General features: G+C 70.6%; 14 protein-coding genes and 1 riboswitch. Of the genes, 7 read left to right on the top strand and 7 right to left on the bottom strand.

Annotated features, from left to right (window positions below):
* Positions 1-331: 331 nt before the first annotated feature.
* The 3 genes from ACFZAT_RS25420 (at position 332) to ACFZAT_RS25410 (ending at position 3,786) form a co-directional block, all read left to right on the top strand.
* The gene (locus tag ACFZAT_RS25420; RefSeq protein WP_391267739.1) at positions 332-2,104 is read left to right on the top strand and encodes an SDR family oxidoreductase; all 1,773 of its coding nucleotides are present in this window, start codon (positions 332-334) and stop codon (positions 2,102-2,104) included.
* A complete protein-coding gene (locus tag ACFZAT_RS25415; protein WP_391267459.1) occupies positions 2,101-3,075 on the top strand; it encodes a MerR family transcriptional regulator in 975 nt (324 codons plus the stop codon). Before ACFZAT_RS25420 ends, ACFZAT_RS25415 begins: the two co-directional genes overlap by 4 nt.
* A gap of 168 nt (positions 3,076-3,243) precedes the next feature.
* Positions 3,244-3,786 carry an RNA 2'-phosphotransferase gene (locus ACFZAT_RS25410; RefSeq protein ID WP_391267457.1) on the top strand — a complete coding sequence of 181 codons (543 nt, stop codon included), beginning with the start codon at positions 3,244-3,246 and terminating at the stop codon, positions 3,784-3,786.
* A gap of 36 nt (positions 3,787-3,822) precedes the next feature.
* On the opposite strand, the gene ACFZAT_RS25405 is transcribed toward ACFZAT_RS25410, so the two are convergent.
* The gene (locus ACFZAT_RS25405; protein ID WP_391267456.1) at positions 3,823-4,773 is read right to left on the bottom strand and encodes an LLM class flavin-dependent oxidoreductase; all 951 of its coding nucleotides are present in this window, start codon (positions 4,771-4,773) and stop codon (positions 3,823-3,825) included.
* A gap of 138 nt (positions 4,774-4,911) precedes the next feature.
* Here ACFZAT_RS25405 and ACFZAT_RS25400 point away from each other — a divergent pair, with 138 nt between their 5' ends.
* Complete coding sequence (locus ACFZAT_RS25400; RefSeq protein ID WP_391267454.1) at positions 4,912-5,796, top strand: Cof-type HAD-IIB family hydrolase; 885 nt, start codon at positions 4,912-4,914, stop codon at positions 5,794-5,796.
* 58 nt (positions 5,797-5,854) lie between these two features.
* On the opposite strand, the gene ACFZAT_RS25395 is transcribed toward ACFZAT_RS25400, so the two are convergent.
* From ACFZAT_RS25395 to hisC, 5 genes are all read right to left on the bottom strand, one after another.
* Positions 5,855-7,531: a GAF domain-containing protein gene (locus tag ACFZAT_RS25395; RefSeq protein ID WP_391267451.1), complete on the bottom strand. Its 1,677-nt coding sequence runs from the start codon at positions 7,529-7,531 to the stop codon at positions 5,855-5,857.
* Positions 7,532-7,586: 55 nt separating this feature from the next.
* On the bottom strand, positions 7,587-11,129 hold the full coding sequence (gene cydD, locus ACFZAT_RS25390; RefSeq protein ID WP_391267448.1) for a thiol reductant ABC exporter subunit CydD: 3,543 nt from the start codon (positions 11,127-11,129) through the stop codon (positions 7,587-7,589).
* Positions 11,130-11,174: 45 nt separating this feature from the next.
* Positions 11,175-12,176 (bottom strand): cytochrome d ubiquinol oxidase subunit II, encoded by a 1,002-nt coding sequence (gene cydB, locus ACFZAT_RS25385; protein WP_391267446.1) that lies wholly within the window; start codon positions 12,174-12,176, stop codon positions 11,175-11,177.
* A 16-nt stretch (positions 12,177-12,192) separates the two neighbouring features.
* The gene (locus tag ACFZAT_RS25380; RefSeq protein ID WP_391267444.1) at positions 12,193-13,701 is read right to left on the bottom strand and encodes a cytochrome ubiquinol oxidase subunit I; all 1,509 of its coding nucleotides are present in this window, start codon (positions 13,699-13,701) and stop codon (positions 12,193-12,195) included.
* Between the two features lie 237 nt (positions 13,702-13,938).
* The gene (hisC, locus tag ACFZAT_RS25375) at positions 13,939-15,018 is read right to left on the bottom strand and encodes a histidinol-phosphate transaminase (RefSeq protein WP_391267442.1); all 1,080 of its coding nucleotides are present in this window, start codon (positions 15,016-15,018) and stop codon (positions 13,939-13,941) included.
* Between the two features lie 371 nt (positions 15,019-15,389).
* On the opposite strand from hisC, the gene ACFZAT_RS25370 reads away from it, so the two are divergent.
* The 3 genes from ACFZAT_RS25370 (at position 15,390) to ACFZAT_RS25360 (ending at position 18,732) form a co-directional block, all read left to right on the top strand.
* On the top strand, positions 15,390-16,502 hold the full coding sequence (locus ACFZAT_RS25370; RefSeq protein WP_026171354.1) for a LacI family DNA-binding transcriptional regulator: 1,113 nt from the start codon (positions 15,390-15,392) through the stop codon (positions 16,500-16,502).
* Positions 16,503-16,677: 175 nt separating this feature from the next.
* A complete protein-coding gene (locus ACFZAT_RS25365; protein WP_391267439.1) occupies positions 16,678-17,736 on the top strand; it encodes a metallophosphoesterase in 1,059 nt (352 codons plus the stop codon).
* Between the two features lie 183 nt (positions 17,737-17,919).
* A complete protein-coding gene (locus tag ACFZAT_RS25360; protein WP_391267438.1) occupies positions 17,920-18,732 on the top strand; it encodes a hypothetical protein in 813 nt (270 codons plus the stop codon).
* Between the two features lie 44 nt (positions 18,733-18,776).
* Here the strand turns inward: ACFZAT_RS25360 and thiC are convergent, their stop codons facing one another.
* Complete coding sequence (thiC, locus tag ACFZAT_RS25355) at positions 18,777-20,570, bottom strand: phosphomethylpyrimidine synthase ThiC (protein WP_391267437.1); 1,794 nt, start codon at positions 20,568-20,570, stop codon at positions 18,777-18,779.
* Positions 20,563-20,696, bottom strand: a riboswitch (TPP riboswitch). Its footprint overlaps the gene before it by 8 nt.
* Positions 20,697-20,707 lie beyond the last annotated feature (11 nt).

Raw genomic sequence — 20,707 nt, 5'->3', positions numbered from 1 at the left:
CATTCACGGATACGACGGTAGTGGCGCGGACCACAGCGGTCGTCAGACCTGACGGTTGGATCGGCGTCAGCCTCGAGTTGTAGGGGACCCGTAAGGGGACCTCATTGAGGACCACGGCAGCCCCGGCCGAAAGCCGTCATGGCCTGCACAGAGAGTTGTCCACAGGCCGCGCACCCCTCTTGACGTAGCCGCCGGTCATTGTCACATTCATCAGTGTCACGTTACGAGCACGTACCGCACCCAGCAGCGAACGGACGGTGGCATGGCGTCACGAGGGAAGAGCGAACGGCCCCTGGGCACAGGGCAGTCCGGAGCAGGCGGCGGCCCCCGTCTGCGTGATCTGCCGGGTGCGCGCGAGCGCCGGGTGGCCACGGGCGGCATCGAGCTGTGCGTGGTCGAGCTGGGGGCCCCGCAGCGGCCGACGATCGTGCTGGTGCACGGCTATCCGGACAGCAAGGAGGTCTGGACGCAGGTCGCCGCCCGGCTGGCCGACGAGTGGCACGTCGTCCTGTACGACGTGCGCGGACACGGCGGTTCAACGGCACCGAAGCCACTGCGCGGCGGCTTCACGCTGGAGAAGCTGACCGATGACTTCCTGGCCGTGGTCGACGCGGTGAGTCCGGACCGTCCTGTGCATGTGGTGGGGCACGACTGGGGTTCGGTCCAGTCCTGGGAGTTCGCCACGGTGAGCCGCACCGAGGGCCGGATCGCCTCCTTCACCTCGATGTCCGGCCCCTCCCTGGACCACTTCGGGCACTGGATCAAGCGCCGGGTGAACCGGCCCACCCCGCGCCGCGTCGGTCAGCTCCTCGGGCAGGGTGCCAAGTCCTGGTACGTGTACATGCTGCACACCCCGGTCCTGCCGGAGCTGGCCTGGCGCGGGCCGCTCGGCAAGCGGTGGCCGGGCATCCTGGAGCGGCTGGAGAAGGTGCCCCCGGGCGACTACCCGACATCCTCGCTGCCCAGTGACGCGGCGCACGGGGCCTGGCTCTACCGGGACAACGTCCGTTCCCGGCTGCGCAGGCCGCGGAACGACGCGTACGCGCGTGTGCCCGTGCAGCTGATCACGCCGACAGGGGACGTGTTCCTGTCGGAGCAGCTCTACGACGACCTCGACTCCTGGGTCCCGCGATTGACCCGTCGCTCACTTCCCGCCAAGCACTGGGTGCCGCGCACCCGGCCGGACCAGCTGGCTTCGTGGATCGGTGAGTTCGTGACGGCCATCGAGTCCGCCCGGGCGACCGGCGCTCCGGTGGAGACCCGTGCGAGCGGGCCCTACGCGGAGTGGTTCGGCGGCCGGCTTGTGCTGGTGACGGGCGCGGCGGGCGGGATAGGGCGCGCCACGGCGCTCGCCTTCGCCGAGGCGGGGGCCCGGGTGGTGGCCGTCGACCGGGATACCGAAGGAGCCGAGCGCACGGCGGAGTCGGCCCGGTTGGCCGGAGCTCCTGAGGCCTGGGCCGAGGCGGTGGACGTGAGCGACGAGCAGGCCATGGAGAAGCTGGCCGCCCGGGTGGCCGATGAGTACGGCGTCGTCGATGTGCTGGTCAACAACGCGGGCATCGGACTGTCGGGCCCGTTCCTGGAGACGACGTCCGAGGACTGGCGGAACGTCCTCGATGTGAACCTGTGGGGGGTCATCCACGGCTGCCGGCTCTTCGGGCGCCAGATGGTGGAGCGCGGCCAGGGCGGCCACATCGTCAACACCGCTTCCGCGGCCGCCTTCCAGCCGTCCAGGGCTCTCCCCGCGTACAGCACGTCGAAGGCCGCCGTGCTGATGCTCAGCGAGTGCCTGCGTGCCGAGCTCGCCGAGAAGTCGATCGGGGTCAGCGCGATCTGCCCGGGGATCGTCAACACCGGTATCACGGCCACGGCGCGGTTCGTCGGCACGGACGCGGCGGAGGAGCAGCGGCTGCGGAAGCGTGCCGGAAAGCTCTACGGGGCGCGCAACTACCCGCCGGAGAAGGTCGCGGAGGCGGTTCTCCGTGCGGTCGTGCGCAATCAGGCCGTCGTTCCGGTGACGCCGGAGTCCCACGCCGTACGCTTCCTGTCCCGCGTCGGCCCGGGTGTGCTGCGGGGCATCGCGCGGCTCAAGCCGCCGCTGTGAGCCCGGCGAGGGCCGGGGGCCCCGAGGGCGGAGCGGGAGCGGTCTCACGTCCGTCGGCGCCCGAGTACCGGATCGAGGACCTCGCGCACGCGAGTGGTGCCACGGTCCGTACGATCCGCGGCTATCAGGACCGCGGACTGCTGCCCGCACCGGAGCGACGGGGCCGGGCCAATGTGTACGGGCCGGCCCACCTCAACCGCCTTCGGCAGATCGCCGAGCTGCTGGACCGGGGCTACACCCTGCTCAGCATCAAGGAGTTGCTGGAGGCCTGGGACACGGGGCGCGGGCTGGGCGGAGTGCTGGGACTCGTCGCCGAGGTGCACGGCCCGTGGACCGACGAGCGGGCCGGCCGCATCACCCGTGCCCAACTGGTCGCGAAATTCGGGGGAGAGGCCGATGAGCGGGCCATTGACGAGGCAATCGAGCTCGGCGTCCTCGAACGCCTGCCTGGAAGCGACGACGAATTCAGTGTTCCGAGCCCCCAGGAACTGGCGGTCGCAGTCGAGTTGCACGCCGCGGGTGTGCCGCTCTCCGTGATAGCCGGGCAACTGCGCGAACTTCGCGGTCAGGTCGAGCAGATAGCCGCCCGCTTCCTGGAGTTCACGACCGAGCATGTCTTCGCCCGATACCTGGGCCATCGCCCTCCTACCGACGCTGACGCGGATGACGCGGCCTCGATGGTGCGGCGACTGAGGCCGCTCGCCCAGCAGACCGTGGATGTCGAACTCGCGCGTGCAATGCGGACGTTCGCGAAGAGGCACCTGGAGGAGCATCTCGCGTCCGATGCGCCCTCCGGGGCCGTCGCCGCTGCGCGGGGCGAGGTGCCCGTAAGCCTTCCGGCCTCGACAATCGAAGCGGTCGAGCGCTTGGTTGGACCTGGCGGCGTGGGCGCCTTCATCGCCGCCGCTTCCGAACGTGAGGTGAATAAACGGACGTTGGACTCGCTCGTGCCACCACCCCACGGAGAATGACAAGTTACCCAAAACCCCTATATAGGACAGAGGTTGTTCACAGTAGCGCCAATTAGCCTGTGGATAAGTCGAACTGACTGTGGATCAAACCTGCAGCCCAAAATCGTTTCGGTGAAGCGCGAGTGAAATGGGGATGCGCCGAGGGAGCCTCGGGAGCACGCTGAAGGGATGGACGAAAGACGCACCGTCAAGGTGTCCAAGTACCTCTCCAAGCACCTCCGGCACCAGCCCGAGCGGATCGGGCTCACGCTCGACGCCCACGGCTGGGTGCCGATCGAGGAGCTGCTGAGCGCGGCGGCTCGCCACCACTTCCCGATCAGCAGGGCGGAACTCGACCATGTGGTCGCCTCCAACGACAAGAAGCGCTTCGCCGTCGACGCCGGCCGCATACGGGCCAGCCAGGGCCACACCGTGGCCGTGGACCTGGGGCTGCCGCCCGCAGAACCGCCCGCGTGCCTCTACCACGGTACGGTCGGCCGTTCCCTGGACGCGATCCGTGCCGAGGGGCTGCGCCCCATGAACCGCACCCATGTCCATCTCTCTCCCGACCGCGAGACCGCTACCAGCGTGGGGGCCCGGCGCGGGCGCCCCGTCGTGCTGTCCGTGGACGCGGGCGCCATGCACCGAGCGGGCCACACGTTCTGGGTCAGCGCCAACGGGGTGTGGCTCACGGATGCCGTGCCCGCCGAGTTCCTGCGCCTGCCGGGCTGAGCCGGGGCCCGAGAGCGTACGGGCCCCGGCCCGCCGTCAGCCGGCCAGCTGGGCCGCCCCCCGCGTCGCGATCTCCTCGAACAGCTTCTCGTCCGGCACCGCCGCGTCGAAACCCGGCCCGTCCGCCGGCACCGGAGCGTGGATGACGATCTCCGTGAACCCCAGCTCCCCGTGCCTGCCCGCGAAGTCCACGAACGCGTCGACGGAGTCGAGCGGCCGGCCCCCGCCCGCGGCGGGGCCCGGGTTGAACTCCGGCGTGAACCCGGTGAGCAGGACCTTCTCCAGCCCGGCCACGTCCCGCCCGGCCTCCGCGCACGCGCGCCCCAGCCCCTCCACCTGCCGCCCGAGGGCCTCCACCGACTGCGCGCCGCTGCCCGCCTCGTACAGCTTCGGGTCACCCGTGGTCACCCACGCCTGACCGTGGCGCGCGGCCAGCGCCAGGCCGCGCGGCCCTGTGGCGGCGACGGCGAAGGGCAGGCGCGGCCGCTGCACACAGCCGGGCAGGTTCCGTGCCTCGGCGGCCGCGTAGAAGTCCCCCTCGTACGACTTGCCGGCCGGCTCCCGCAGCAGGGCGTCGAGCAGGGTCACGAACTCGCCGAAGCGGTCAGCGCGCTCCCGCGGCGTCCACGGCGCCTCGTCGCTCCGCAGCAGGGTCGTCGCGTCGAATCCGTTGCCGCCCGCACCGATGCCCAGCGTGATCCGGCCCGCCGAGATGTCGTCGAGCGAGATCAGCTCCTTGGCCAGGGTGACCGGGTGGCGGAAGTTCGGCGAGGTGACGAGCGTGCCGAGCCGGAGCCGGTCGGTGGCTGCCGCGGCTGCCGTGAGCGTCGGCAACGCCCCGAACCACGGGCTGTCCCGGAAGGCCCGCCAGGACAGGTGGTCGTAGGTGTAGGCAGCGTGGAACCCCAGCTCCTCGGCACGCCGCCAGCGCTCGCGGCCGCCCTGGTGCCAGCGGTGGATCGGCAGAATCACAGTGCTCAGTCGCATGGGGCGACCCTACGAGAGGACAAGGAGGTGCCGCTTCCCGTGGCTCGGGGAGCGACGCGGACATATGCCGGAGGAATGCCCTGAGGTCAGGAGCGAGTTCTCTCAAATGTGCAACCCTTCGCACGCCCGTGCGCTTCCATGCGCGAGAATGTACGGGTGACTACCGTTATCGAGCAGTCCGCTCCTGTCGCTCCCCGGCTGATCGCCACGGATCTGGACGGCACTCTTCTGCGCGACGACAAGACCGTCTCGGACCGCACGGTCCGGGCGCTCGCCGCCGCCGAGGAGGCGGGCGTCGAAGTCTTCTTCGTCACCGGCCGCCCCGCCCGCTGGATGGACGTCGTCAGCGACCACGTCCACGGACACGGTCTGGCGATCTGCGCCAACGGCGCGGCCGTCGCCGATCTGCATGCCGGTGGACGGCTGCTGAAGGTCCGGGGCCTGGAACGCGCGACGGCCCTCGGCGTCGTCCACACGCTGCGCGCCGCCGCTCCCGGCACGTCCTTCGCCGTCGAGCTGGCCACCGGCATCCACTACGAGCCCGCCTACCCGCCCTTCTACCTCGACCCGGGCGCCACCGTGGCGGTCGCGGAGAAGCTCCTGCACGAGGAAACCCCGGGCGACGGCGTGCCCGTGCTGAAGCTGCTCGCCCGCCACGGCGAGCTGGACCCGGACGAGTTCCTGGCGCTGGCCCGGGCGGCCGCCGGGGAGCGGGCCACCTTCACCCGGTCCAGCCCCACCGCGCTCATCGAGATCAGCGGGCCGGGCGTCTCCAAGGCCAGCACCCTGGAACTGTGCTGCGCCGAGCGCGGTATCGCGGCCGCCGAGGTCGTCGCCTTCGGCGACATGCCCAACGACGTGGAGATGCTGAGCTGGGCCGGCACCTCGTACGCCATGGGCAACGCCCACCCGGCCGCCCTCGCCGCCGCCTCCGGCCGTACGGTCACCAACAACGAGGACGGCGTGGCCGTGGTCATCGAACGCATCCTCGCCGAACGGGCGGGAAGCCTCGCGGGACGCTGACCCGGCCGGGGCCCGGGGCCGAGAAGCCCGGCCCCGGGCCCTCTGTCGGCGCACCCGCTCACAGCGGTGCCTGCCACACCACGGTCGTACCGCCGCCGCCCTCTCCGATCCCCCGCCCGTACCAGCTGGCCCCGCCCAGCGACTCCGCCCGGCGGGCCAGGTTCCGCAGCCCGCTGCGGCGCCCGCCCTCCGGCATGCCCACCCCGTCGTCGGCGACCGAGAGCCGCACCGCGTCCCGCCCGTCCTCCAGCGTGACGGTCGCGTCCACGACCACCTCGATGCGGGCCGCTCCGGCGTGCCGGAAGGCGTTGGACAGCGCCTCCCGCAGCGCCGCGATCAGGTTCTTGGCCGTCAGCTCGCCGACCAGCGAGTCGACCGCTCCGACGAAGCGGTGGGACGGCTTGAAACCCAGGGGCACGGCCGCCATGTTGATCTCGCGCAGAACCCGGGTGCGCAGCCCGGACGGCGCCTCCGCCGGCTCCTGCTGGAGCGCGAAGATCGCGGTCCGGATCTCCTGGATCGTCACGTCCAGCTCGTCCACCGCCCGGCCGACCCCGGTCTGCACCTCGGGCACATCCGACCGGCGCTGCGCGCTCTCCAGCATCATCCCGGTCGCGAACAGCCGCTGGATGACCAGATCGTGCAGGTCACGGGCGATCCGGTCGCGGTCCTCGTAGACCGCGAGGCGTTCCCGGTCGCGCTGGGCATCGGCCATCATCAGGGCCAGCGCGGCCTGCGAGGCGAACTGGGTGGCCAGCGTCCGTTCCGTCTCCGTGAAGGGCCGGTCGCCCCTGGCCCGGGGCATGGCCAGGGCGCCGAGCACCCGGCCCCCGCTGTGCAGGGGCAGCAGCATGTTCGGTCCGAACGGGTCGGCCAGCCTGGTGATCAGGCGGGCATCGGTGGCCGAGTCGTCCACGAAGACCGCCTCGCCGCTGAGCAGCATGCCCACCACGGGGCTCTGGGCCGGAATGATCACCCCGAGTGAGTCCGTCGGATCGTCCGCCGAGACGGCGACGATCTCCAGGCCGCCCCCCTCGGCCGGCAGCAGCACAATACCGGCGGCGGCACCCGCGAGACGGCGGGCCTGCTCAGCGACGACCGTGAGCGCGTCATCGGCGTCGCTGCCGGAGAGCAGGGCGGTCGTCACGGCGACCGAGCCGTCGATCCACCGCTCACGCTGCCGGGCCGCCTCGTACAGCCGCGCGTTACCGATGGCGATCCCGGCCTCCGTCGCCAGTACGCGCACCAGGTGCAGGTCGTAGTCGCTGAACTCGCCGCCGCCGTCCTTCTCGGCGAGATACAGATTGCCGAAGATCTCGCCCTGGACCCTGATCGGAACGCCGAGAAACGTGCGCATCAACGGATGGCCGGGTGGAAAACCGGCGAACCTCGGATCGGTGGTGAGATCCGCGAGACGCAGCGGGCGGGGGTCGTGGATGAGGGCGCCGAGCAGGCCACGGTGCCCGTCGGGCCGTCGGCCGATCTCGTGCGCCACCGGCTCGGGAACCCCATAGGTGACGAAGTCGGAGAGCCCCTCGCCCTCCTCGTTCACCACCCCGATGGCGGCGTAGCGGGCGTGGGCCAGCTCCGCCGCCGTCTCGCAGATCCGGTCGAGCGTGGAATGCAGTTCGAGGCCGGTCCCCACCGAGCGCATGGCTTCCAGCAGGCGCGGCACCTGGGCGGTGATCTCGGTGGACAAGCTCTGCAGGCTCCTGGCGGAATCCTCCTCAGACATACTGCGAGCCTAATTAGTCAGATTTGCCCTGGAAAGTCGGAGGTCCGGGCCCGCATCACGAAAAGGCCTGAGCACGGGCCACCACAGCCGCTCCCGGCTGCCCGGAGCGCCGTTCCCGCGCCAGCATCCGGCGCAGCGGCCCGTCGACCGAGGCCAGCACGTCGTACGGGCCCCGCTGCACGATCGAGCCCGCCTCCAGGACGACCACCTCGTCCACTGCGTCGAGACCGGCGAGCCGGTGCGTGATCAGAACCGTCGTACGCCCCAGGGTCGCCGCCAGCAGGTCCACCGTCAGGGCGTCCGCCGTCGGCAGGTCCAGGTGCTCGGCGGGTTCGTCCAGCACGAGGACCGGGAAGTCGGCGAGCAGGGCCCGGGCCAGGGCGAGCCGCTGGCGCTGCCCTCCGGAGAGGCGGGCGCCGTGCTCCCCGACGAGAGTGTCCAGCCCGTCCGGCAGTGCGTCCGCCCAGTCGAGCAGGCGGGCCCGCGCCAGGGCGTCGCGCAGTTCGGGCTCGGTCGCGGTGGGGCGGGCGAGCCGCAGGTTCTCCCGGAGCGAGCTGTCGAAGATGTGGGCGTCCTGGGCGCACAGCCCGACGAACCTCCGCACGGTGTCCCCGTCCAGCGCCGAGGCATCCACCCCGCCGATCCGGTAGCTGCCCGCCCGCGCGTCCAGGAAGCGCAGCAGCACCTGGGCCAGCGTGGTCTTGCCCGACCCGGACGGCCCCACGACGGCGATCCGGCGGCCCGCCTCCAGCGTGAGGTCCACGGAGGCGAGCGCGTCCCGGGCGGTGTCCGCGTACCGGGCCGACAGCCCGCGCAGCTCCAGCGGGAAGGGGCTCACCGGCGTCGCGGCCGATGCTTCGGGCTCCCGTACGGGCACGGGGGCGTCCAGCACCTCGTAGACGCGCTCCGCGCTCCGCCTGACCCGCTGCCGGTACTGGGCGGCGAGCGGCAGACCGGTCACGGCCTCGAAGGCGGCCAGCGGGGTGAGGACGACGACGGCGAGTTCCACGCCGGCGAGCCGGCCGTCCGCCACCGCCGGAAGGGCGACCAGGGCGGCGGCCACCACGGTGAGACCCGCGATCAGAGCGGTGAGGCCGCCCCCGAGCGCGGTCGCGGTCGCCGCACGCGATGCGATACGAGTGAGGACGGCATCGGCCGCACGGGTGCGGGCCACACGTCCCGGCAGGGCGCCCGCCACGGTCAGCTCGGCGGTCCCGCCCAGCAGATCGGTGATCCGGGTGGCCAGATCGGCGCGGGCGGGGGCCAGCCGGCGTTCCGCACGGCGGGCACAGGCACCGCTGACGAGCGGGACCCCGATGCCCGCCAGCAGCAGCCCCACGGCCAGGACCAGGCCCGCCTGGGGGAGCAGCCAGCCGGTGAAGCCGACGGAGGCGACGCCCACCAGGACGGCGGTACCGACGGGGAGCAGCCACCGCAGCCAGTAGTCCTGGAGCGCGTCCACGTCCGCGACCAGTCGCGAGAGCAGATCCCCGCGCCGGGCGCCGCGCAGGCCGCCGGGTGCGATGCGCTCCAGGCTGCGGTACACGGCGACGCGCAGTTCGGCGAGCATCCGCAGGACCGCGTCGTGCGAGACGAGGCGCTCGGCGTAGCGGAAGACCGCCCGGCCGATCCCGAAGGCACGGGTGGCCGTCACCGCGACCATCAGATAGAGGACGGGCGGCTGCTCGGACGCCCGGGAGATCAGCCAGCCGGAGACCGCCATGAGTCCCACGGCGGATCCGAGGGCGAGGCTCCCGAGGAGGAGGGCGAGCCCGAACCGGGCACGTTGGGCGCCGGCGGCGTCCCGGACCCGGGCCAGCACGTGCCTGCCCGCTGGCGTGGCCTCCTCGGGCACCTCGGCTGAGCGCGCCGGATCGGTCGGCGGAACGGCGGCGGGCACACGCTCGGAACCGGGCACCCTCGCCGGCCCGGGCAGCGCGACAGCGGCTTCCTGGGCGGAAGCAGTCGGGGCCGTCAGCGTCACCACCCGGTCCGCGACCGACAGCAGCGCCGGCCGGTGCACCACCAGCAGCACGGTCCGGCCCGCCGCCAGCCTCCGTACGGCCTCGACGATCCCCGCCTCCGTCTCGCCGTCCAGGCTCGCGGTCGGCTCGTCCAGCAGCAGCACCGGCCGGTCGGCGAGGAAGGCCCGGGCAAGCGCGATCCGCTGCCGCTGTCCTGCGGAGAGACCGGCTCCGTCCTCACCGAGCACCGTGCGGTCGCCGTCCGGAAGCCCTCGTACGAACTCGTACGCGCCCGCGTCGCGCAGTGCCGCCGTCACCGCGCTGTCGTCGGCGGCGGGCCGGGCGAGCCTCACGTTCTCCGCGATGGTGCCCGCGAAGAGATGGGGGCGCTGCGGCACCCAGGCGATGTGCTCCCGCCAGCGTTCGAGAGAGACGTCCGCCAGATCGGCGCCGCCGACCCGTACCCGGCCCTCGTCGGCGGAGGTGAAGCCCAGCACCACGTTCAGCAGGGTGGACTTGCCGACGCCGCTAGGGCCGACCAGGGCGACCGTCTCCCCTTCCTCGACGGTCAGCCAGGTGGCGGCGAGCGAAGGCTCGGTCCTTCCCCCGTGCCGCACCGTCACCCCTTCCAGCTCCAGCCGCAGCGAGCCGGGCACCTCCCCCGTACCGCTCGTTCGGAGCTCCGTCTCCAGGACCGCGAAGACCTCCTCCGCCGCTGAAAGGCCCTCGGCTGCCGCATGGAACTGCGCCCCCACCTGCCGGATGGGCAGATAGGCCTCGGGCGCGAGGATCAGGACCAGCAGACCGGTGTAGAGGTCGAGTTCCCCGTGCACCAGCCGCATTCCGATGGTGACCGCGACAAGAGCCACCGAGAGGGTGGCGAGCAGTTCGAGGGCGAAGGACGACAGGAAGGCGATCCGCAGGGTGCGCAGGGTGGCCTGCCGGTACTGCGAGGTGATCTTGCGGATCGACTCGGCCTGGGCCTTGGCCCGGCCGAACACCTTGAGCGTCGGCAGTCCGGCCACCACATCGAGGAAGTGACCGGAGAGCCGGGAGAGCAACCGCCACTGACGGTCCATGCGCGACTGGGTCGCCCAGCCGATCAGGATCATGAAGAGCGGGATGAGCGGCAGCGTGACCACGATGATCGCCGCCGATACCCAGTCCTCGGTGACGACCCTGGCCAGCACGGCCGCCGGCACCACCACCGCGAGCCCCAACTGCGGCAGATACCGGGCGAAGTAGTCGTCCAGGGCGTCGATCCCCCGGGTGGCCAGCGTCACCAGTGAGCCGGTGCGCTGTCCGCTCAGCCAATCCGGGCCCAGCTCCGCAGCCCGGTCGAGCAGCTGTCGGCGCAGTGCGGACTTGACCGCCGCCCCGGCCCGGTGGGCGGCCAGTTCGGTGAGCCAGGCGACCAGGGCCCGCCCGACCGCGACCGCCGCGAGCAGCAGGAGCGGGGTACGCAGCCCGCCCGCCGCCAGGCCGTCCTCGAAGCCGCCCACCACGATCTCGGCGATGAGCATGGCCTGGGCGATGACCAGCGCCGCCCCGGCCAGGCCGAGAACCACCACGGCCACCATGAACAGGCGGGTGGCGCGGGCGTGGCGGAGCAGGCGCGGGTCGATCGGTTTCACGTGAAACATCCCTTGCGGCTCGGCTCGGTCGGGGAACTCACTGGGTCAGTGCGCTTCGGCGATGTGCTGGGTGCCGATCCGCTTACGGAACACCCAGTACGTCCAGCCCTGGTAGAGCAGCACGACCGGAGTGGCGATGCCGGCGCACCAGGTCATGATCTTCAGCGTGTACGGGCTGGACGAGGCGTTGGTGACCGTGAGGCTCCAGGCGTCGTTCAGCGAGGACGGCATGACGTTCGGGAAGAGCGTCAGGAACAACATGGCGACCGTCGCCGCGATGGCCACTCCGGAGAGCGCGAAGGACCACCCCTCACGACCGGCCGCGGTCATCGCGATCGCACCGACCAGCCCCGCAGCGGCGACGATCACCGCGATCAGGCTCCGCCCGTCCCCGTTCTCGGCCTGGGTCCAGATGAGGAAGGCGAGCGCGAGCACGGCGGTGACAGCGCCCAGCTTCAGAGCCAGCCCGCGCGCCCGCATCCGGATGTCACCGGCCGTCTTCAGCCCGGCGAACACCGCGCCGTGGAAGGTGAAGAGGGTGAGGGTGACCAGGCCACCCAGGAGCGCGTAGGGGTTCAGCAGGTCCAGAACGCTGCCCGTGTACTCCATGTGTGCGTCGATCTTCACGCCGCGCACGATGTTGCCGAAGGCCACACCCCAGAGCACGGCGGGGATCAGCGAGGTCCAGAAGATCGCGTGCTCCCAGTTGGTCTGCCACTTCTCCTCGGGCCGCTTCGCCCGGTACTCGAAGGCGACGCCGCGCACGATCAGGCAGAGCAGGATGAGCAGCAGCGGCAGATAGAAGCCGGAGAACAGCGTGGCGTACCACTCGGGGAACGCGGCGAAGGTCGCTCCGCCGGCGCTGAGCAGCCAGACCTCGTTGCCGTCCCAGACCGGGCCGATGGTGTTGATCAGCACCCGGCGTTCCTTGCGGTCCCGGGCCAGCAGCTTGGTGAGGACGCCGATCCCGAAGTCGAAGCCCTCCAGGAAGAAGTAGCCGGTCCACAGGACGGCGATGAGCACGAACCAGACGTCGTGGAGTTCCATTTCTCGGCTCCCGCTCTCAGTAGGAGAAGGCCATGGGCCGGTCGGCGTCTTCGTGGTCGCCGCCGATCCGGGTGGGCGGGTTGAGGTCGTCCTCCGTGAGCTCCGGCGGTCCGGCCTTGATGTACTTCAGGAGGAGCCGGACCTCGATGACGGCGAGCACCGCGTACAGCACGGTGAAGACGATCAGCGAGGTCAGCACCTCGCCCTGGGAGACACCGGGGGAGACCGCGTCACGGGTCTGGAGCACGCCGTAGACCACCCAGGGCTGCCGGCCCATCTCGGTGAAGATCCAGCCCCAGGAGTTGGCGATCAGCGGGAAGAGCAGGGTCCACAGGGCGACGATCCAGTAGCACCGGGCGAGGCGTGGACTGAGGGCCTTGGTCTTGAAGAGGACCAGATGCGGCACCTCGTCCTCACCGGTGCGCATCGCCTCGGGCAGCATGAACTTCTTCCGGGTGAGCCACAGGCCGAGGATGCCGAGACCGAACGAGGCCATCCCGAAACCGATCATCCACCGGAAGCTCCAGAAGGCGACGGGGATGTTGGGCCGGTAGTCGCCGGGGCCAAAGCGTTCCCGCTCCGCCTTGTTGATGTCGTTGATGCCCGGCACGTACGAGTGGAAGTCGTCGTCGGCGAGGAAGGACAGCACCCCGGGGACCGAGATTTCGACCGAGTTGTGGCCCTTGCTGACGTCCCCGTAAGCGAAGATCGAGAAGGGCGCGGCGTTCTGCCCGTCCCACAGCGCCTCGGCCGCCGCCATCTTCATCGGCTGCTGCTTGAACATCACCTTGCCGAGCTGGTCACCACTGACGGCGGTCAGGAGGCCGGAGATCACCACGGTGATCAGGCCCAGTCGCAGCGAGGTCCGCATCACCGGAATGTGCTTCTTGCGGGCCAGGTGGAAGGCCGCGATGCCGACCATGAACGCGCCACCGACCAGGAAGGCGGCCGTGATGGTGTGGAAGAACTGGGTCAGCGCGGTGTTCTGCGTGAGCACCTGCCAGAAGTCGGTCAGCTCGGCGCGTCCGCGTTCCTTGTTGATGCGGTAGCCGACCGGGTGCTGCATCCAGGAGTTGGCCGCCAGGATGAAGTAGGCGGAGAGGATGGTACCGAGGGAGACCATCCAGATGCAGGCGAGGTGGATCTTCTTCGGAAGCTTGTCCCAGCCGAAGATCCACAGGCCGATGAAGGTGGACTCGAAGAAGAACGCGATCAGGGCTTCGAACGCGAGCGGAGCCCCGAAAATGTCACCGACGAACCGTGAGTAGTCGGACCAGTTCATCCCGAACTGGAACTCCTGGACGATGCCGGTGACGACACCCATGGCGATGTTGATCAGGAAGAGCTTTCCCCAGAACTTGGTCGCTCTGAGGTACTTCTCCTTGTTCGTCCGCACCCAGGCGGTCTGCAGGCCGGCGGTGAGCGCCGCGAGAGAGATCGTCAGAGGAACGAAGAGGAAGTGGTAGACGGTCGTCGTACCGAACTGCCATCGCGCCAGGGTCTCCGGCGCCAGAGCTAGCTCCACGTCGTCTTCTCCTTACGTCACCGCCGCCGCAGCGACGATTTGTCCGTGAAATCCAACGGATCACGGGAGGAAGCAGGACACGCTTGTGAACGCGTTCACATTCACAAGCAATTATGGCGCACACGCTTTCGGTCCCTTCGCCCGGGGTCCCCTGTCACGCGGCGAGCCCGCTCCGGGCATGTGAAAGGGCCCCGCATCCCTCACGAGATACGGGGCCCGGCCGCCGGACGACGCCGGCTACAGCTCCTGGCGGAACGACTCCGTCACCTTCAGGAACAGGTCGTTCGCCTCGCCCTCGCCGATCGTCACACGCACACCCTCGCCGGCGAACGGCCGGACCACCACACCGGCCTTCTCGCAGGCCGCCGCGAAGTCCAGGGTGCGGTCGCCCAGCCGCAGCCAGACGAAGTTCGCCTGGGACACGGGCACCGTCCACCCCTGCCGCGCCAGGGCCTCGGAGACCCGGTCCCGCTCGCACACCAGCGAGCCGACCCGGCCCAGCAGCTCGTCCTCGGCGCGCAGCGAGGCCACCGCCGCGTCCTGGGCGAGCTGGCTGACGCCGAACGGCACAGCGGTCTTGCGCAGCGCGGCCGCCACCGGCTCATGGGCCACCGCGAAGCCGACCCGCAGCCCCGCGAGCCCGTACGCCTTGGAGAACGTCCGCAGCACCGCCACGTTGGGACGGTCCCGGTAGATCTCAAGGCCGTCGGGGACCTCGGTGTCCCGGATGAACTCCTTGTACGCCTCGTCCAGCACCACGAGCACATCGCTCGGCACCCGGTCGAGGAATCGTTCCAGCTCGGCCCTGCGCACGACGGTGCCGGTCGGGTTGTTCGGGTTGCAGACGAAGATCAGCCGCGTCCGGTCGGTGATCGCGTCCGCCATCGCGTCCAGGTCGTGCACATCGCCGTCGGTCAGCGGCACCTTGACCGAGGTCGCGCCGCTGACCTGCGTGATGATCGGGTACGCCTCGAAGGAACGCCAGGCGTAGATCACCTCGTCGCCCGGGCCGGACGTGGCCTGAAGCAGTTGCTGGGCCACGCCGACCGAGCCGGTTCCGGTGGCCAGGTGCGAGACGGGCACACCGAAACGGTCGGACAACTCGTTCATCAGACCGGTACAGGCCATGTCCGGGTAGCGGTTGAAGTGCTCAGCGGCCGCGAGGGCGCTCTCCATCACGCCCGGCAGCGGCGGATACGGATTCTCGTTGGAGGACAGCTTGAAAGCGGCGGGTCCGTCCGCCGATGCCGGTTTGCCCGGAACATAGGCGGGAACGCCGTCCAGCTCGGCGCGCAGCTTGGGGCTCGTCTGGCTCACCGCAGGTCCTCCTCGACCATCCGTACACATCAATACTGCTCACCTTATGAGGATTGGGCGCCGCTGCGAACGGGTGGACAGCGGATTCGTCCGGTGAACCCCGGAATGAGGGGGAGCGCGACCGGTGGTGGCGCGCGCCGGTGGCTCACTCCGTGGCGCGCGTCCCTCGAAAAGGTGAGTTGAGACCTCCTCGAGACCTTGCCCCCTCGCCAGGTCCATCCGGTCGGATGCATGACACATGACGGTAGGCACTGCCAACAGCCTTGTTTCGCAAGGTGGTTGCCGCTCTTTGGCCTTGCAGAAACGTGCCTGTCAACGCGTGAATATGCGACCGGACCAATTCCCCGCCCGACCCCTACTATCGGCTCGCCATGACAGCAGCAGGGAAGCACCAGGTGAGCCGGACGGAGACCCCCCGGCGCGGCGGCAGGCAGGGACGTGCCGGAATCCGGGATGTGGCCGCCGCCGCCGGCGTCTCCATCACGACCGTCTCCGACGCGCTCAACGGCAAGGGCAGGCTCCCGGACGCCACCCGCCGCCATGTCCGCGAGGTCGCAGAGCGCCTGGGCTATCGCCCTTCCGCAGCGGCTCGCACGCTCCGTACCGGCAAGTCCGGCCTCATCGGCCTGACCGTGACGACGTACGGGGATGAACCTTTCACCTTCACCGAGTTCGCGTACTTCGCGGAAATGGCGAGGGCGGCCACTTCGGCGGCCCTCGCCCGCGGCTACGCCCTGGTCATCCTGCCGGCCACGTCGCGCCACGACGTCTGGTCCAACGTGGCGCTCGACGGCACCGTCGTCATCGATCCGTCCGATCAGGACCCGGTCGTCTCCGAGCTGGTGCGCCAAGGGCTGCCCGTCGTCTCCGACGGCCGTCCCGCCGGGTCGCTGCCCGTCACCGCCTGGGTGGACAACGACCACCGGGCGGCCGTGCTCGACCTCCTGGACCATCTGGCCGCCGCCGGGGCCCGCCGTATCGGACTGCTCACCGGCACCACCACCGACACGTACACCCGCCTCTCCACCACCGCCTACCTGCACTGGTGCGAGCGCGTGGGGCAGGATCCGGTCTACGAGTCCTATCCCGCCCACGACCCGTGCGCGGGGGCGGTGGCCGCCGACCGGCTGCTGGCCCGCCCGGACCGCCCCGACGCCGTCTACGGGCTCTTCGACCCCAACGGCACGGACCTGCTGGCGGCCGCCCGCCGCTACGGCCTGCGCGTCCCCGAGGACCTGCTCCTCGTCTGCTGCAGCGAATCCACGGTGTACGCGACGACCGAGCCGCCCATCACGACGCTCTCGCTGAAGCCGCGGAGGATCGGCACGGCAGTCGTCCAGCTGCTCATCGACGCCATCGAGGGCGTCGATCAGGACGGTCCGGTGGAACGGGTGGTGCCGACGGAGCTCATCGTCCGGACGTCCTCACAACGCCGCCCGCCCCGCACCACGGTCAGCGCGCCGCGTTCCCCGGCAGGGGACTGATCATCCCAATTAGGACCAATCGACCGACGAACCTGGCATGCGGAAGGATTCACCACCCCTGGTGCGTCCCAGAGCACGATCTGCATTCCTATGATGGGCGCACGACACCGCGGACCAACCCGACCAGCAGGGCCCGTCAGGTGTACGGCGGCGCGACGGTGGTGTGGAGGGGTCGATGACACAGGGGGCCGGTCAGGAACCCGTGGTGCGGACGGCGACGTTGCGCGACTTCCGCGTACCGCCCTATGCGCAGTCCCCCGCGCCGCCCGCGTCGCCACACCCGGGGAACGCCTTCCCCGAGGGCGAGACGCCGGAGGGGTACACCCCGACGGCGCGCGATCTTCCCGTCATCAGTGTCGACAAACCCACCCAGGTGCAGCCCGTGCCCGAACCGCGCCCCGCCGCCGACCCGGGCCTCGGCCCCCTCTACGTGGTCGGTGACGTCCACGGCTACCTGGACGAGCTGATCGCGGCCCTCGTGGAGCAGGGTCTGATCGACTCCGAAGGCCGCTGGGCGGCGGGCAACGCGCGCCTCTGGTTCCTCGGCGACTTCACCGACCGGGGCCCCGACGGCATCGGCGTCATCGACCTCGTCATGCGGCTCTCCGCCGAGGCCGCGGCCGCCGGCGGATACTGCAAGGCCTTGATGGGCAACCACGAGCTGCTGCTCATCGGGGCCAAGCGGTTCGGCGACACCCCGGTGAACTCCGGCGCGGGAACGGCCACCTTCCAGGCGGCCTGGCTGCTCAACGGCGGGCAGAAGACGGACATGGAGCGCCTTCAGGACGTCCACCTCCAATGGATGTCCCGGCTCGACGCCGTCGTCGAGGAGGACGGGCACCTCCTGATGCACTCGGACACGACGGCGTACCTCGACTACGGCTCCACCATCGAGGACGTCAACGACACGGTGCACGCCATCCTCACGCGCAACGACGCCGACGAGTGCTGGGACCTGTTCCGCAAGCTCACCAAGCGGTTCGCCTTCCGCGACGACTCGGGCCCCCAGGCCGTCCAGGAGCTGATGGCGGCCTACGGCGGCCGGCGGGTCGTCCATGGCCACAGCCCCATCCCGTACCTGACCGGCGAGGTCGGCTCCGAGGACGGCGAGGACGGTGCCGGGCCGCAGGTCGACGGGCCGCATGTGTACGCCGACGGGCTGGCCATCGCCATGGACGGCGGGGTGACCATGGCCGGAAAGCTACTGGTCGTCCAACTCCCCCTGCATGACTGACCCCTCTGCGGGGAAGAAGCGTCCCGAGCTGACCACGCCGAGTACAGGGGCTATTTCCGGAAACCCTCTGTCACCCCGCGCCGTGCGCGCTCTACCATCGGCCTATCAGTAGCAGGCTCTCCTCCGTTTCCGCCCGAACTGCCCGGACCCAGCGGGCATACAGGCCCGACGGAGCATCGGGGGATGCAGATGAACAGCGCTCCGCACCTGCTGACCGAGGACCGGCCCGAGTACGAACGGCTCCTCGACGACGCACTGCGTCACGCACACGAACGACCGGAACTGGCCGCCGTAGGGGAACGCCTCAACGCCGTCCAGCTGCGCACCATGGCGCTGGCGGCCGTCGCCCTGATCACCGCCACGGCCGCCGCCGAGTACGAGCAGTACGTGAAGGCCCGTGACGAAGCACGCGCCACCGCCCGGGACACGGCATCCGGCACAGCACCGGACGGCCTCGGCCAGTCGGGCGCCGGCATAGGGGCGGTCGTCACCGTTCTGGCGCCGATGCTGGCGGGCACGGCGGCGGCCATATTCCTGCTGGTCGGCTACCTCCTGAAGATGCTGGAGCCACCACCGGCGTTCGCCGGTCCCATGGTGGACGCCGGCTGGTTCTTCGCCGCCGTCACGGCCGCCGCCATCTTCGTCGCCGCCATCGGCCTGCTCATCGCCGCCCTGCGCAACGGCTCGACGTCCCTGTCGGCCCGCGAGGCCCGCGAGCAGCTGCCCGACGACGTGGCCCGCGCCAAGGACGCCTGGCGGCAGGCGCTGCTGGAGCGGGGCATCGTGCCCTTCCTGCGCGACGCCCTCGCCGAGCCCGCCGCCGGTCCCGCGATCCCCGCCCCGCACCGCCCGACGGGCCGCCTCCCCAAGATCGGCTACAGCAGGCCCGACTTCGCCGGCCCGGACGAGGGCCCGGCGGCGGCGCCCCGCCCCACGTACAGCAGCCCGGACTTCACCAGCCCCGACTTCGGCGGGCCCGAGCACGAACTGGACTGACCGCCACGGCTCCGGCGGAAGGCGCCGGAGCCGTGTGCGGCCGGTCAGTCGGCCAACGGCAGATAGACCCGGTTCCCGCCCGCCGCGAATTCACGCGACTTGCCGAGCATGCCCTCGGCGATCTCCTCGGCCGTCGCCTCGGTGCCGGCCGCACCGCCGAACTGCTCGGTGATGCTGTGGCTGATCTTCATCGAACAGAATTTCGGACCGCACATCGAGCAGAAGTGCGCCGTCTTGGCGGGTTCGGCGGGCAGGGTCTCGTCGTGGAACTCCCGTGCCGTGTCCGGGTCGAGCGCCAGGTTGAACTGGTCCTCCCAGCGGAACTCGAACCGGGCGTCCGACAGCGCGTCGTCCCACTCCTGCGCCCCCGGGTGGCCCTTGGCCAGGTCGGCGGCGTGGGCAGCGATCTTGTACGTGATGACCCCGGTCTTCACATCGTCCCGGTTCGGCAGCCCCAGGTGCTCCTTCGGCGTCACGTAACAGAGCATCGCCGTCCCCCACCAGGCGATCATCGCGGCGCCGATGCCCGAGGTGATGTGGTCGTACGCCGGCGCGATGTCGGTGGTCAGCGGGCCGAGCGTGTAGAACGGCGCCTCCTCGCAGATCTCCTGCTGAAGGTCGATGTTCTCCTTGATCTTGTGCATCGGGACGTGTCCCGGCCCTTCGATCATGGTCTGCACGCCGAACCGCTTGGCGACCGTGTTCAGTTCGCCGAGCGTGCGCAGCTCGGCGAACTGCGCCTCGTCGTTGGCGTCCGCGATCGACCCGGGCCGCAATCCGTCGCCCAGGGAGTAGGTCACGTCGTACGCGGCGAGGATCTCGCAGAGCTCCTCGAAGTGCTCGTACAGGAAAGACTCCTTGTGGTGTGCCAGGCACCATGCCGCCATGATCGAGCCGCCCCGGGAGACGATGCCGGTCTTGCGCCGGGCGGTGAGGGGCACATACGGCAGGCGCACGCCGGCGTGCACCGTCATGTAGTCCACGCCCTGCTCGGCCTGCTCGACGACGGTGTCCTTGTAGATCTCCCAGGTCAGTTCCTCCGCCCGCCCGTCGACCTTCTCAAGGGCCTGGTAGAGGGGGACGGTTCCGATCGGTACGGGTGAATTGCGAAGAACCCACTCACGGGTGGTGTGGATGTTGCGGCCGGTGGAAAGGTCCATGACCGTGTCCGCACCCCACCGGGTCGCCCACGTCATCTTGTCCACCTCCTCCTCGATGGAGGACGTCACCGCGGAGTTGCCGATGTTGGCATTGACCTTCACCAGGAACCGCTTTCCGATGATCATCGGCTCGGTCTCGGGGTGGTTGACGTTGGCGGGCAGCACCGCGCGGCCGGCCGCGATCTCCTCGCGCACCACCTCCGCCGGCACGTTCTCGCGGACCGCGACGTACTCCATCTCCGGGGTGATCTCGCCCCCGCGGGCGTACGCGAGCTGGGTGACGGGCCGTCCGTCCCGGCTCCGCCGCGGGCGGCGCGGACGGCCGGGGAACACCGCGTCCAGATTGCGCAGCCCACCTCGAGGCGAGGTGTGCTTGAGCCCGTCGTCCTCGGGACGGGCGGGGCGGCCCGCGTACTCCTCGGTGTCGCTGCGGGCGATGATCCAGTTCTCCCGGAGCGGTGCGAGGCCGCGCCGGACGTCGGTCCCGACGGCCGGGTCGGTGTACGGCCCGGACGTGTCGTACAGCGTCACGTCCTCGCCGTTGGTCAGGTGCACCTGGCGGACCGGCACCCGGATGTCGGGGCGCGGCCCCTGGACGTATCCCTTGTGCCAGCCGATGGACTTCCCGGCCTCGTCGCCCTGATTGGAGGCAGGCGTGCGTGTGTCCGATGTGGTCATGAGACCTACTCCCTACGCCGGCATTACCCGGTAACAGGTTCGGCGGTCGGCGCAGCGTCTCCCGTACGGTCGTACGGCGGTCAGCGCCCTCTCAGCCCGGTGCTCCGAGCTCCCGCGTGTGCAAAGGTGCCACCACG

It is taken from the genome of Streptomyces sp. NPDC008163 (assembly GCF_042956885.1).
GTDB lineage: Bacteria > Actinomycetota > Actinomycetes > Streptomycetales > Streptomycetaceae > Streptomyces > Streptomyces drozdowiczii_A.
The sequence above is the reverse complement of the archived record's forward strand: the minus strand, read 5'-3'. Positions and strand labels throughout refer to the sequence as shown.